This window comes from Burkholderia theae (assembly GCF_048565265.1).
Classification (GTDB): Bacteria; Pseudomonadota; Gammaproteobacteria; order Burkholderiales; family Burkholderiaceae; genus Burkholderia; species Burkholderia theae.
Map to the genome: position 1 here is coordinate 1,600,921 of NZ_CP183462.1, position 11,980 is coordinate 1,612,900.

At 69.5% G+C, this 11,980-nt stretch carries 10 protein-coding genes; 8 read left to right on the forward strand and 2 right to left on the reverse strand.

Going from position 1 to position 11,980, the window contains the following annotated elements:
• The first annotated feature begins 280 nt into the window (after positions 1-280).
• The 3 genes from ACN22W_RS24685 (at position 281) to ACN22W_RS24695 (ending at position 3,792) form a co-directional block, all read left to right on the forward strand.
• Positions 281-1,831 carry an NCS1 family nucleobase:cation symporter-1 gene (locus ACN22W_RS24685; RefSeq protein ID WP_419689751.1) on the forward strand — a complete coding sequence of 517 codons (1,551 nt, stop codon included), beginning with the start codon at positions 281-283 and terminating at the stop codon, positions 1,829-1,831.
• Between the two features lie 22 nt (positions 1,832-1,853).
• Positions 1,854-2,582 carry an aspartate/glutamate racemase family protein gene (locus tag ACN22W_RS24690; RefSeq protein ID WP_193100883.1) on the forward strand — a complete coding sequence of 243 codons (729 nt, stop codon included), beginning with the start codon at positions 1,854-1,856 and terminating at the stop codon, positions 2,580-2,582.
• A gap of 61 nt (positions 2,583-2,643) precedes the next feature.
• Entirely contained in the window at positions 2,644-3,792 is a 1,149-nt protein-coding gene (locus tag ACN22W_RS24695) for a LysR family transcriptional regulator (RefSeq protein WP_419689752.1), read from the forward strand.
• A 29-nt stretch (positions 3,793-3,821) separates the two neighbouring features.
• Here the strand turns inward: ACN22W_RS24695 and ACN22W_RS24700 are convergent, their stop codons facing one another.
• Positions 3,822-5,390 carry an MFS transporter gene (locus ACN22W_RS24700; RefSeq protein WP_419689753.1) on the reverse strand — a complete coding sequence of 523 codons (1,569 nt, stop codon included), beginning with the start codon at positions 5,388-5,390 and terminating at the stop codon, positions 3,822-3,824.
• 100 nt (positions 5,391-5,490) lie between these two features.
• Between ACN22W_RS24700 and ACN22W_RS24705 the strand changes: the two genes are divergently transcribed.
• The gene (locus ACN22W_RS24705; RefSeq protein WP_419689754.1) at positions 5,491-6,369 is read left to right on the forward strand and encodes a LysR substrate-binding domain-containing protein; all 879 of its coding nucleotides are present in this window, start codon (positions 5,491-5,493) and stop codon (positions 6,367-6,369) included.
• Between the two features lie 148 nt (positions 6,370-6,517).
• Positions 6,518-7,504, forward strand: a complete 987-nt coding sequence (locus tag ACN22W_RS24710; RefSeq protein ID WP_419689755.1) for an ABC transporter substrate-binding protein — start codon at positions 6,518-6,520, stop codon at positions 7,502-7,504.
• Positions 7,505-7,525: 21 nt separating this feature from the next.
• Here ACN22W_RS24710 and ACN22W_RS24715 read toward each other — a convergent pair whose 3' ends face one another.
• Entirely contained in the window at positions 7,526-7,900 is a 375-nt protein-coding gene (locus ACN22W_RS24715; protein WP_419689756.1) for a phage protein NinX family protein, read from the reverse strand.
• A 315-nt stretch (positions 7,901-8,215) separates the two neighbouring features.
• On the opposite strand from ACN22W_RS24715, the gene ACN22W_RS24720 reads away from it, so the two are divergent.
• From ACN22W_RS24720 to ACN22W_RS24730, 3 genes are all read left to right on the forward strand, one after another.
• Positions 8,216-9,313 (forward strand): glycosyltransferase family 2 protein, encoded by a 1,098-nt coding sequence (locus ACN22W_RS24720; protein WP_419689757.1) that lies wholly within the window; start codon positions 8,216-8,218, stop codon positions 9,311-9,313.
• 6 nt (positions 9,314-9,319) lie between these two features.
• Complete coding sequence (locus tag ACN22W_RS24725; RefSeq protein ID WP_419689758.1) at positions 9,320-10,582, forward strand: glycosyltransferase family 87 protein; 1,263 nt, start codon at positions 9,320-9,322, stop codon at positions 10,580-10,582.
• 318 nt (positions 10,583-10,900) lie between these two features.
• On the forward strand, positions 10,901-11,977 hold the full coding sequence (locus tag ACN22W_RS24730; protein ID WP_419689759.1) for a glycosyltransferase family 2 protein: 1,077 nt from the start codon (positions 10,901-10,903) through the stop codon (positions 11,975-11,977).
• Positions 11,978-11,980 lie beyond the last annotated feature (3 nt).

Below are 11,980 nucleotides of genomic sequence, written 5' to 3' on the forward strand. Positions count from 1 at the left end.
CCACGCCCCCCGCTTCGTACAGCGCACGCCGCCACGCCGGCGTGTGCGTTTTCCCGCTTTCATTCGTCGTCGTCCGCCGCGCACGCAGGCCACCGCGCCATCCACGCATCCGGCCCCACCTCCGGCCGCATCCCATTCATTTTTCAAATGACGCCCAGCCGAATATTTAATTTCCCATCACCGAATCGGCCACCCATACTCGCGAACAAATCCGAGACATAACGTCCACGGCGGCCGGGCCGGCGCAGCGTCCATACGCTGCCGGTTTCGCGCCCCGCACATGGAAGGAGACAACGGCGTGCAACTGGAAGCCACCCACCGCCCGGGCATCGTGCTCGGCGCGGACGACGCATCGCATCGAACCGATACGGCCGCGCGCGACCCCGCGCTGAGTCCGCGGCTGCACAACCCCGATCTCGCGCCGACCAAGGCCGAAGGCCGGACCTGGGGCCGCTACAGCATCTTTGCGCTGTGGACCAACGACGTGCACAACATCGCGAACTACTCGTTCGCGATCGGGCTGTTCGCACTCGGCCTGTCGGGCTGGCAAATGCTCGCGTCGCTCGCGATCGGCGCGGTACTCGTGTACTGCTTCATGAACCTCACCGGCTACATGGGCCAGAAGACCGGCGTGCCGTTCCCGGTGATCAGCCGGATGAGCTTCGGCATCTACGGCGCGCTGCTGCCCGCGATGATCCGCGCGGTGATCGCGATCGCATGGTTCGGTATCCAGACCTATCTCGCCTCCGTCGTGCTGCGCGTGCTGCTCACCGCCGTCTGGCCGGGCCTCGCCGCCTTCGACCAGAACGCGATCTTCGGGCTGTCCACGCTCGGCTGGATCACGTTCGTCGCAATCTGGCTCGTGCAGATCGGCATCCTCACGTACGGCATGGAAATGGTCCGCAAGTACGAGGGGCTGGCCGGCCCGGTGATCCTCGTCACGACGCTGTCGCTCGCCGCCTGGATGTTCAGCCGCACCGGCGGCCATCTCGCGATGTCGATCGGCAAGCCGCTGACCGGCCTGAAGATGTGGACCGAGATCTTCGCGGGCGGCTCGCTGTGGCTCGCGATCTACGGCACGCTGGTGCTCAACTTCTGCGATTTCGCGCGCTCGTCGCCGAGTGCGAAGACGGTGCGCGTGGGCAACTTCTGGGGCCTGCCGGTCAACATCCTCGTGTTCGCGACGATCAGCTTCGTGCTCGCGGGCGCGCAGTTCAAGCTGAACGGCCAGATCATCCACAGCCCGACCGAAATCATCGCGACGGTGCCGAACAAGCTGTTCCTCGTGCTCGGCTGCCTCGCGTTCCTGATCGTGACAGTTGCCGTGAACATCATGGCGAACTTCGTCGCGCCAGCCTTCGTGCTGACGAGCCTCGCGCCGCACCGGCTGTCGTTCCGCCGCGCGGGCCTGATCAGCGCAACGGTTGCGGTACTGATCATGCCGTGGAACCTGTACAACAGCCCGATCGTGATCGTCTACTTCCTGTCCGGCCTCGGCGCGCTGCTCGGCCCGCTGTACGGGATCATCACGGTCGACTACTGGCTCGTGCGCAAGCAGCGCGTGAACGTGCCCGATCTCTATACCGAAGCGCCCACCGGCGCCTATTTCTACACACGCGGCGTGAACCGCAAGGCGCTCGCGGCCCTCGTGCCGTCCGCGCTGATCTCGATCACGCTCGCCGTCGTGCCGGCCTTCAGCGCGATGACGCCGTTCTCGTGGCTGCTCGGCGCGGCCATCGCGGGCAGCGTGTACTGGCTGCTGGCCGATCGCAAGCGGCAATACGACGAGCGCTCGGGCGAACACATCGCGGTCGCCTGCGCGCAACACTGAACACACGCATACGGAGTCACCGATGAGGATCCTGGTAGTCAACGTCAACACCACCGAGTCGATCACCGACGCGATCGCCGCGCAGGCTCAGGCAGCCGCGTCGCCGGGCACGGAGATCGTCGGGCTGACGCCGCGCTTCGGCGCGGAGTCGGTCGAAGGCAACTTCGAGAGCTACCTCGCGGCGATCGCCGTGATGGATCGCGTGTTGAGCTACGACGAGCCGTACGACGCGGTGATCCAGGCCGGCTACGGCGAACACGGCCGCGAAGGCTTGCAGGAACTGCTGACGGTGCCCGTCGTCGACATCACCGAAGCGGCCGCGAGCGTCGCGATGCTGCTCGGCCATCGCTACTCGGTCGTCACGACGCTCGACCGCACGGTGCCGCTGATCGAGGATCGCCTGAAGCTCGCCGGGCTCGATGCACGCTGCGCGTCGGTGCGCGCGAGCGGCCTCGCGGTGCTCGAACTCGAAGAGAACCCGGCCCGCGCGATCGAGTCGATTGTCGGCCAGGCGCAGCGCGCGGTGAAGGACGATCACGCGGAAGTGATCTGCCTCGGCTGCGGCGGGATGGCCGGCCTCGACCGGCAGATCGAGGAATGCACGGGCGTACCGGTCGTCGACGGCGTGTCGGCCGCGGTCGCGCTCGCCGAGTCGCTGGTGCGCCTGAAGCTGAAGACGTCGAAGGTCCGCACGTATGCGCCGCCGCGCCCGAAGCGGATCGTCGGCTGGCCGGGCGTCTTCGCAAAATGACGGGCCGCCGGCCGGCTGTCGCGTCGCGCGCGGGCACTGCGTCGCCAGGAGGCGTATCGGCATGCGGAACCCGCTAGACCCGAACGCGCTGCCCCGCGACACGTCCGACACCGCGGGCGTGCTCGACGTGCTGGATGCGCGGCTGATGCGCATCCAGCTCGTGCTGCTGACCGAGCGCACCGTGTCGCGTGCGGCCGTGCGCCTGAACATGTCGCAGCCGGCGACCAGTGCCGCGCTCAAGCGCCTGCGCACGCTGCTCGGCGATCCGCTGCTCGTGCGCAGCCGCTACGGGATGGTGCCGACCGAGTTCGGCTCGCGGCTGATCGAACCGTTGCGCAACGCGCTGCGCGTGATCGACTTCATCCGCATCCAGCAGCCGAGGTTCGATGCACGCACGTCGGTGCGCACCTACCGGATCGGCTGCCCCGACTACCTGAACGTGCTGTTCGTGCCGAAGCTCGTCGCGCTGTTCCGCGAGCGCGCGCCGAACGCGCAGCTCGTGTTCCATCCGCTCGGCGACGGCTTCGACGACGAGCGCGCGCTCGCCGACGGCGAGCTCGACGTCGTGATCGACAATCGCCCGGCGCGTTCGTCGCGGTTCCGGCAGGACGATCTGTTCGACGATCGCGTCGTGTGCCTGATGCGCGCGACGCACCCGCTCGCGCGACGCGGCACGATGACGGCCGGCGATTTCGCGGATGCACCGCAGCTGTGCCCGACGCCGTCGTGGCTCGAAGCGTCCGGCGCGATCGACCGGCAGCTCGAACGCGTGGGCCTGCTGCGGCGGATCGTCGTCACGCTGCCGCACTTCGAACTCGCCGCGCATGCACTCGTGCGCTCCGACCTGATCCTGACCACCACGTACCGGCTCGCACGGCACTACGCGAAGCTGCTGCCGCTCGCCGCCGTCGCGTTGCCGGTCGAGCCGCCGGACATCGTGTACCGGATGACGTGGAACGAATCGGGATCGTGCACCGACGGCGTGCGCTGGCTGCGCGGGCTGATCGCGGAAGCGACGCGCGGCTGGCTCGATGCCGAGGCCGCGCTGCCGGCGGTTGCAGCGGTTGCGGCCGCAACCGTCCCGGCGACGCCCGCGCCCGACCCGCTGCGCGTGCCGCGGGCACGCAAGGCAACGCGCTGCCGCGTGTCGCGCCGGCCGCTCGTCGCCCGCGTCGCGCGTCATCTGCGCCACACGACGAAATCGCACTAAGCCGCGAGCGAAACACACCGGGATAAGCGTCACGCGTCGCGCATCGGTTGCGTAAGCAACTTGTATGCAACGACGGCCGCGACGAGTGCCAGCACGCCGCTTACCGTCAGCGCGTCGGCGAACCCGCTCGCGAACGCGACAGGCGCCGCCTTCGCGAGCACGCCGGCCGCCGACGGCGGCACGCGGCCGAGCGCTTGCGCGAGATCGCCGGCCAGCAGGCTCGACATGAACGGCGCGTCGGCGAACGCGCGCAGCCCGGGCGCGGCGGACAGCAGCCGATCGAGTTGCGCGTGCGTGCTCGCGGCCAGCACCGCGCCGAGCACGCCGACGGCCGTCACGATCGCCGAGAAGCGCGTCGTCGTGCTGATGCCCGACGCCATGCCCGTGCGGTTCGGCGGCACGCACGCCATGATCGCCTTCTGCGTGTCGCCGTTCATGATGCCGGCGCCGCAGCCCGTCACGAACATGCCGAGCGCGACGAGCCGGTAGTCGCCGCTGGCCGTCAGCGCCGCGGTCGCGAGGTTACCCGCGCCGATCAGCGCAAGCCCGCCCGCCAGCACGCCGCCGGACGACACGCGCGCGGCGAGCGCCGCACCGAGCGACGGCCCGGCGACCATCGCGAACGCGAACGGCAGCATGCCGAGCCCCGCGTCGATCGCCGACATCCCGAACGCGTTCTGCAGGTACAGCGGCAGGAACGTCATCATCACCTGCGCGCACGCCGCATAACCGAACATCGCGAGCACCGCGCCGACGAAGCGCGGCTGGCGAAACAGCGCGAGATCGATCATCGGCCGCGACTGCCAGCGTTCCGCGCCGATGAACGCGGCAAACAGCGCGACGGCAAGCGCGAGCCGGCCGAGCGTCGCGACCGACAGCCAGCCGTGCGACGGTGCGCCGATCAGCGCCGCGATCGCGCACGACAGCGCCGCGCCGAACAGCAGGCTGCCGGCTGCGTCCACGCGTTTCGCGTGCGGATCGCGCGATTCGTCGATCGCGACGCGCGCGCCAACCGCCAGCAGCGCGCAGACGGGCAGGTTCAGCAGGAACACCCAGCGCCAGCCGATCCATTGCGTGATCGCGCCGCCAACCAGCGGCGCGATCGCCGTCGCGATCCCCATGCACATGCCCCAGATCGCCCACGCGCGCGCCCGTTCGCGCCCTTCCGGAAACCGGTTCGCGATCACCGCGAGCGCGGCCGTCAGCAGCAGCGCAGCGCCGCCGCCCTTCACCGCGCGCGCGGCGATCAGCCAGCCGGCCGACGGCGCGACGCCGCAGCCGAGCGATGCGACGAAAAACAGCGCGAGCCCCGCGCCGAGCATCCGCTTGCGGCCGAAGCGGTCGGCGAGTCCGCCGGCCGGCAGCAGGCACGCGGCGAACGCGGTCATGTACGCGCTCACGACCCATTCGATCTCGGCGAAGCTCGCATGAAAACTACGCGCGATGCTCGGCAGCGACACGGCGACGACGTTCGTGTCGAGCACGATCAGCGAACAGGTCGCGGACGCGACGGCAAGCGTCGCGGCAGCCGGCAGGCGGGTGCCCGCGCGCGGGGCGGCGGCCGCGTCTGCGCGCGACGCCGGGGAGGACTGGGACATCGGCAACTCCGGAACAGGATCAACGACCCGTATGCTAGGCTTGCCCGGTATTGCCTGTCATTGACACTCTCATGCTGTTTTATTGACGAAAATTGCAATCATGGATCGGCTCGAATTCCGTCATGTGCGCGCGTTCCTGAGCGTCGCGCAGCACCTGCATTTCGCCCGCGCGGCCGAGGCGCTCGACATGGCGCCGCCCGCGCTCACGCGGCAGATCCAGGAAGCCGAACGCGTGCTCGGCGTGCGGCTCTTTCACCGGTCGCGCCGCGCGGTCACGCTGAGCGCCGCCGGCGAGGCCTATCTCGCCGAGGCCAGCGCCGCGTTCGAGCACCTGCAGCGCGGCCGCGAACTCGCCGCGCTGGCCGAACGCGGCGAACTCGGCCGGATCGAGATCGGCTACGTATCGTCCGCCGTCTATTCGGGCACGCTGCAGCGCACGGTCGGCGCGTTTCGCACCGCACACCCGCGCATCGAGCTGAACCTGCGCGAAGTGCCGATGGACGACGTCGCGAACCAGCTCGACGCGGGCCGGCTCGACCTCGCGTACGTGCGCCCGCCGTTGCCGCTGCCCGGGGGCCTACGGATCGTCACGCTGCAGCGCGACGTGTTCGTCGCGGCCGTGCCGGCCGATTCGCGTTACGCGGCGATGGCGGCCGTACGCGCGACCGACCTCGCCGATGCGCGCTTCGCGGTGCCCGAACAGGAGCGCGGCACGCTCGAGGTCGCGCGCCGCGGCCGCTTCGCGCCAGTGATCGCCGCGCGGCCGGGCGGCTTGCTCGCGGTGCTCGCATGCGTGTCCGTGAACGGCTGGGTCGCCGTGATTCCCGATGCGCTCGCCGGTTGCGTGTCGCTGCCGGGTGTCGTGTACCGGCCGATCGCCGGCAAGCCGATCACGTCCGAACTCGCACTCGCGCACCGGCGGTTCGAAAAGGCGCCCGCCGTGCGGGCGTTCCTGCGCACGGTTCCGCCCGCTGCATAACGTACTCGCGCGCGTCGATATCGGCCGTTGCGGCCGTCGCCGCGCGAATATGCATTTCACGATTCGATGTTTGTCGGCCGGAAACCGATTCCGTAACCTGCCCGGCAGCCGCGCCGCACGTGCGCGGATCACCGAGGACACGCCGCCGATGAACCCCTCTTCCGCCATAGCGCGCCGCCGCGTGCTGCAGCGTCTTGCCGCCCTCGCCGCCGCGCCGCTCGCGGGCGGCATCGCGCTGCCTGCCCGCGCGGCCGGCGCCGACCTGTCGGGCGTCACGCTCGTGCTCGGCGACCAGGCCGGCGGCCTGCGTGCGCTGGCCGAAGCCGCGCGCGTGCTCGACGGCACGCCCTACCGGTTCCGCTGGGCCAATTTCCAGGGCGCTGCGCCGCTGTTCGAGGCCCAGCGCGCGGGCGCGATCGATCTCGCGCCGGCCGGCGACCTGCCCGTGCTGACGGCCGCACTCGGCGATCCGTCGTTGCGGATCGTCGCGACGCGCGTCGGCTCGCCGGCGTCGCTCGGCATCGTCGTGCAGCCCGATTCGCCGGTCCGCGCGGTCGCCGACCTGAAAGGGCAAACCGTCGTCGTGTCGTCCGCGCGCGGCAGCATCTCGCAATACCAGCTGTACGGCGCGCTGCGCGAACACGGCCTCGCGCCGCGCGACGTCGACGTGCGCTTCGTGCTGCCCGTCGATGCGTTCGCCGCGTTCGAGGCGAAACGGATCGGCATCTGGGCGACGTTCGACCCGTACTACGGACATGCGGTACGACGCGGCGCGCGTATCGTCCGCGACGGCAGCGGCATCAATTCGGGGCTCGCGTTCCTCACGTCGCCGGTCGACACGCTCGACGATCGCGCGAAGCGCGCGGCGCTCGCCGACGTACTCGCACGGCTCGCCCGCGCGGGCCAGTGGGCGCTCGCGCACCCGGTCGATTACGCGAGCGTCTATGCGTCGCTCACGCGCCTGCCGCCCGACGCGGCCACCGACATCGCGCACCGGGCCGCGCTCGCTCAGCGCAGCCTCAGCGGCGCCGACATCGACGTGCTGCAGCGCGTCGCCGACCGCGCGGCGGCGGACGCGATCCTGCCGCGGCGCGTCGACGTCGCGTCGATCGCGATCCGGAACGTGTCTGCGTGAGGATGCCGCGAGCGGCGGCGTTCAGCGCGGCCGCGCCATATCAAGGTCCGGCACGTCGTCGCCGAACGTCGACGCGACGAGCGTGCGCATCGCGGCGACCAGCAGCGTTGGCCCCGACTGGTTGAACGTGCAGCGCTCGCCCGCGGCCGGCACGGCGCGGTGCAGTATGGCCCGCCACGCGCCGCGGCCGCCATCGCGCTCGAATGCGGCGAACGGCAACCGCTCGACGATCGGGCCGCCGTCCGCCCACGACGACGACGGCGCGAACGGCACCGGCGCCCCGCCCGGTGCGCGAATCGACGTACACCCGGACGCGTCGGCGCGCGGGGCGTCATGGCCTTCCGCGATCGCGACCCAATAATCCAGCGGTGCGCCCGTCAGATCCTGAACTTGCATGGCCGTCTCCGTCGCCGTCGTTGCAGACGCCATGCTAACCGCTGCACACGCGTGAACGGCGGGTCGCGGATCACGCCGACCGCGCCCGCCGGCGGCCGGCCACATCGCTGAAACCCCTCCCCCGAGCAAACCCGCGCCCCCTGTCACCATCGCGTCATTCGTGCGTACAATCATCCGAAGCTTGCCGCCCGGCCCGCAGCAAGCCAACCAGGCCATCACAAACACAAGACTTGCGCCGAACCGGACCCGTTTCCGCACATTCGGCGACAACAGGACCAGACAATGCGGCGCAGACCGGATCTCACGGGGGGACGTATGTCCACGCACACCCGAAAGCCGTTGGTATCGCTCGTCGTGCCGTTTCACGACGAAGCGGAAGCGATCGATGCATTCTTCGCGACCACCGTTCCGATACTGGAATCGATCGGCACCGCGCGCTTCGAAATCGTTTGCGTGAACGACGGCAGCCGCGACGACACGCTGGACAAGCTGATCGACATCGCGGCCGGCGACTCGCGCGTGCGCATCGTCGATCTCACGCGCCGCTTCGGCAAGGAAGCCGCGCTCACTGCCGGCATCGATGAAGCCGCCGGCGCGGCCGTGATCCTGATCGACGCCGATCTGCAGGACCCGCCCGCGCTGATCCCCGCGATGGTCGAACGCTGGCAAGCCGGCGCCGAGGTCGTTGCCGCGAAGCGCACCGACCGCATGTGCGATCCGCTGATGCAGCGCGTGGCCGCCGCGCTCTACTACCGCGTGCACAACCGGCTCTCCGAAGTCGAGATGCCGGAGAACGTCGGCGATTTCCGCCTGATGGACCGCCAGGTCGTCGACGCGCTGTGCGCGCTGCCCGAGCGGCGTCGCTTCATGAAAGGCCTGTTCGCGTGGGTCGGCTACCGCACCGAGATCATCGAATACACGCGCGCGCCGCGCAGCGGCGGCCGCTCCAAGTTCTCCGGCTGGCGGCGCTGGAACTTCGCGCTCGAAGGCATCACGAGCTTCAGCACCGTGCCGCTGCGCGTGTGGACCTACATCGGCCTCGCGTTTGCCGCGCTCTCGCTCGTCTACGGTGCGTACATCGTCATGCGCACGCTGCTGTTCGGCAACCCCGTGCACGGCTACGCGTCGCTGATTTCCGTGATGCTGTTCGTCGGCGGCATCCAGTTGATCGGCATCGGCGTGATCGGCGAATACCTCGGCCGCATCTATCACGAATCGAAGCAGCGCCCGGTCTATCTCGTGCGCCGCCGCTACCGCGCCGACGCCCATGCGATCCAGCAGCCCGTGCGGCACGCCGCGCAGCCGGACCGTTCGAAGCTGCTGCAGTTTCCGGTCCGGCGCGTCGCCGCGGCCCGGCGCCGGCAGGCCGCCGCCGTCGGCGCGCCGGTATCGCGCAACCTGTCGGTCAAGTAACGTCGCATGGATATTTCCAGCTCATCGATACGGACCGACGAACGCGCCGTTCGCGTCTGGCTGACGCCCGGCCGCATCGCGCTTTACAGCGCGGTCATGCTGACGATCGGCGTGCTGTTCGTGTCGCTGCTGGTCTGGAACGGCGTCCTCTCGACCGACCCGGGCACGTTCCGCCCCGGCTCGGGGTACATGGTGTTCTGGTCCGCGTCGCACCTGATGCTGCACGGCTCGTCGTGGCAGGCCTACGACGTCCCGACGTTCTCGCGGGTGCTCGCCGGCCTGTTCCCGACGACCGGCCGCTATGCGTTCCTGCCGTGGCTGTACCCGCCTTCGTATCTGCTGGTGGTGGCGCCGTTCGCCCTGCTGCCCTACGCAATCAGCTATCCGCTGTTCATCGCGCTCGGCATCGTGCTGCTTGGCGTCGCGGCCTGGCGTGTGTCGGGGCTCGCCGCAACGCCCGGCGCGAAACGTGTCGGCTGGCTCGCGCTGCTTGCGTGTCCGGGCGTGTTCGTCACCGCGACGTACGGACAGAACGCGATGCTGACCGCGGCATGCGCGGCGCTCGCCGTGTATTTCGTCGATCGGCGGCCGATGCTGGCCGGTTTCCTGATCGGCCTGCTGTCGGTCAAGCCGCAACTGGCGTTGCTGTTCCCGTTCGTGCTGATTGCCGCGCGCGCATGGCGTGCGTTCGCGTGGGCCGCGGCATTCGCCGTCGCATTCACCGCGCTGGGAGTCGCGACGGGCGGCATCGAATCGGTCCGCCTCTTTCTGCAAAACGCCGGCGCGCTGCGTTCGCTGATCATCGAGCATGGCGTGCCGTTCTGGTTTGCGTCGCCGACGCCGTTCGCGGCGTTTCGCCTCGCCGGCCTGTCGCCGGCACTCGCGTACGCCGGACAAGCCGGCATCGCCGCGATCGCGATCGCGGCCGCGTGTTTCGTCTGGCACCGCAACCGGGACGCACGGCTGCGCGGCGCGGTACTGGTCATCGCGACGCTCGCCGCGAATCCCTATGTCTGGCACTACGAACTGTCGTGGCTGTGCATCCCGATCGCGTGCATGATCGCGATCGGCTCGCAGAACGGCTGGCTGCGCGGCGAGCAAAGCGTCGTCGCCGCGATGTGGGCGCTGCCGCTGTACGAGTTCCTGAATCCGTGGATGAAGCTGCTGCAGATCGGGCCCGCGGTCACGTCGGTCGCCCTGCTCATGCTGCTGCGGCGTGCACAGGTCGCCGGCCGCGGCGCGCGCACCGATAGCGTTCGCACGCGCTGAGCGGATTGCCACGTGCGGCCGGCTCGGCCGCCCTGCTTGATGCGGGCGGATCGCCGACCATCGGAATCCGGCCACGGCATCGCATGAGGCCACTCCCGCGCGCCCCCATGCACCGATAAGCACGATCCCGATACTTGCTTGCCTTGCAGCGCGCCCGCCGTCGACGAACCGTGCCCCGACGGTGAAACAGCCCCCCGCGCATCGGTATTACGAATCGTCCATTTCTGCATACAATATTCGTAACGCCTGTCGTCCGGCTGCGGTGGACGACACCCGGATCCATACGGTGCAGCGCAGGCCGGATTTCTCGGGGGATGCATGCCCACGCACGCCAGAAAACCGCTGGTCTCGCTCGTCGTGCCGTTTCACGACGAAGACGAAACGATCGACGCGTTCTTTGCCGAAACACTGCCCGTCCTCGAATCGGTCGACGCGGTCCGCTTCGAGATCGTCTGCATCAACGACGGCAGCCGTGACGGCACGCTGGACAAGCTGATCGACATCGCGGCCGGCGATCCGCGCGTGCGCATCGTCGATCTCACGCGGCGCTTCGGCAAGGAAGCCGCGCTCACCGCCGGCATCGACGAAGCGGCCGGCGCGGCCGTGATCCTGATCGACGCCGACCTGCAGGACCCGCCCGCACTGATTCCCGCGATGGTCGAACGTTGGCACGCCGGCGCCGAGGTAGTCGCCGCCAAGCGCACCGACCGCATGTGCGATCCGCTGATGCAGCGCGTGGCCGCCGCGCTCTACTACCGCGTGCACAACCGGCTCTCCGAAGTCGAGATGCCGGAGAACGTCGGCGATTTCCGCCTGATGGACCGCCAGGTCGTCGACGCACTGTGCGCACTCCCCGAGCGGCGTCGCTTCATGAAAGGCCTGTTCGCGTGGGTCGGTTATCGCACCGAGATCATCGAATACACGCGCGCGCCGCGCAGCGGCGGACGCTCCAAATTCTCCGGGTGGCGGCGCTGGAACTTCGCGCTCGAAGGCATCACGAGCTTCAGCACCGTGCCGCTGCGCGTGTGGACCTACATCGGCCTCGCGTTTGCCGCGCTCTCGCTCGTCTACGGTGCGTACATCGTCATGCGCACGCTGCTGTTCGGCAACCCCGTGCACGGCTACGCGTCGCTGATTTCCGTGATGCTGTTCGTCGGCGGCATCCAGTTGATCGGCATCGGCGTGATCGGCGAATACCTCGGCCGCATCTATCACGAATCGAAGCAGCGCCCGGTCTATCTCGTGCGCCGCCGCTACCGCGCCGAGCGTGACGCCGCCGCACATCCGGCGTCGAAGCTGCTGCAGTTCCCGCTCAAGCGCGCGCACGTGGCCCGCCGCCGGCCGGTGGCGCCCGCAGCCGCCGGCCACAGCGCCAAGCGCACCTCCGTCAAGTAACCG

Coding starts and splice junctions, on each gene's coding strand:
- ACN22W_RS24720 (WP_419689757.1), top strand. CDS start 8,216: ATGTCCACGCACACCCGAAAGCCGTTGGTATCGCTCGTCGTGCCGTTT.
- ACN22W_RS24705 (WP_419689754.1), top strand. CDS start 5,491: ATGGATCGGCTCGAATTCCGTCATGTGCGCGCGTTCCTGAGCGTCGCG.
- ACN22W_RS24725 (WP_419689758.1), top strand. CDS start 9,320: ATGGATATTTCCAGCTCATCGATACGGACCGACGAACGCGCCGTTCGC.
- ACN22W_RS24695 (WP_419689752.1), top strand. CDS start 2,644: ATGCGGAACCCGCTAGACCCGAACGCGCTGCCCCGCGACACGTCCGAC.
- ACN22W_RS24685 (WP_419689751.1), top strand. CDS start 281: ATGGAAGGAGACAACGGCGTGCAACTGGAAGCCACCCACCGCCCGGGC.
- ACN22W_RS24715 (WP_419689756.1), bottom strand. CDS start 7,900: ATGCAAGTTCAGGATCTGACGGGCGCACCGCTGGATTATTGGGTCGCG.
- ACN22W_RS24700 (WP_419689753.1), bottom strand. CDS start 5,390: ATGTCCCAGTCCTCCCCGGCGTCGCGCGCAGACGCGGCCGCCGCCCCG.
- ACN22W_RS24710 (WP_419689755.1), top strand. CDS start 6,518: ATGAACCCCTCTTCCGCCATAGCGCGCCGCCGCGTGCTGCAGCGTCTT.
- ACN22W_RS24690 (WP_193100883.1), top strand. CDS start 1,854: ATGAGGATCCTGGTAGTCAACGTCAACACCACCGAGTCGATCACCGAC.
- ACN22W_RS24730 (WP_419689759.1), top strand. CDS start 10,901: ATGCCCACGCACGCCAGAAAACCGCTGGTCTCGCTCGTCGTGCCGTTT.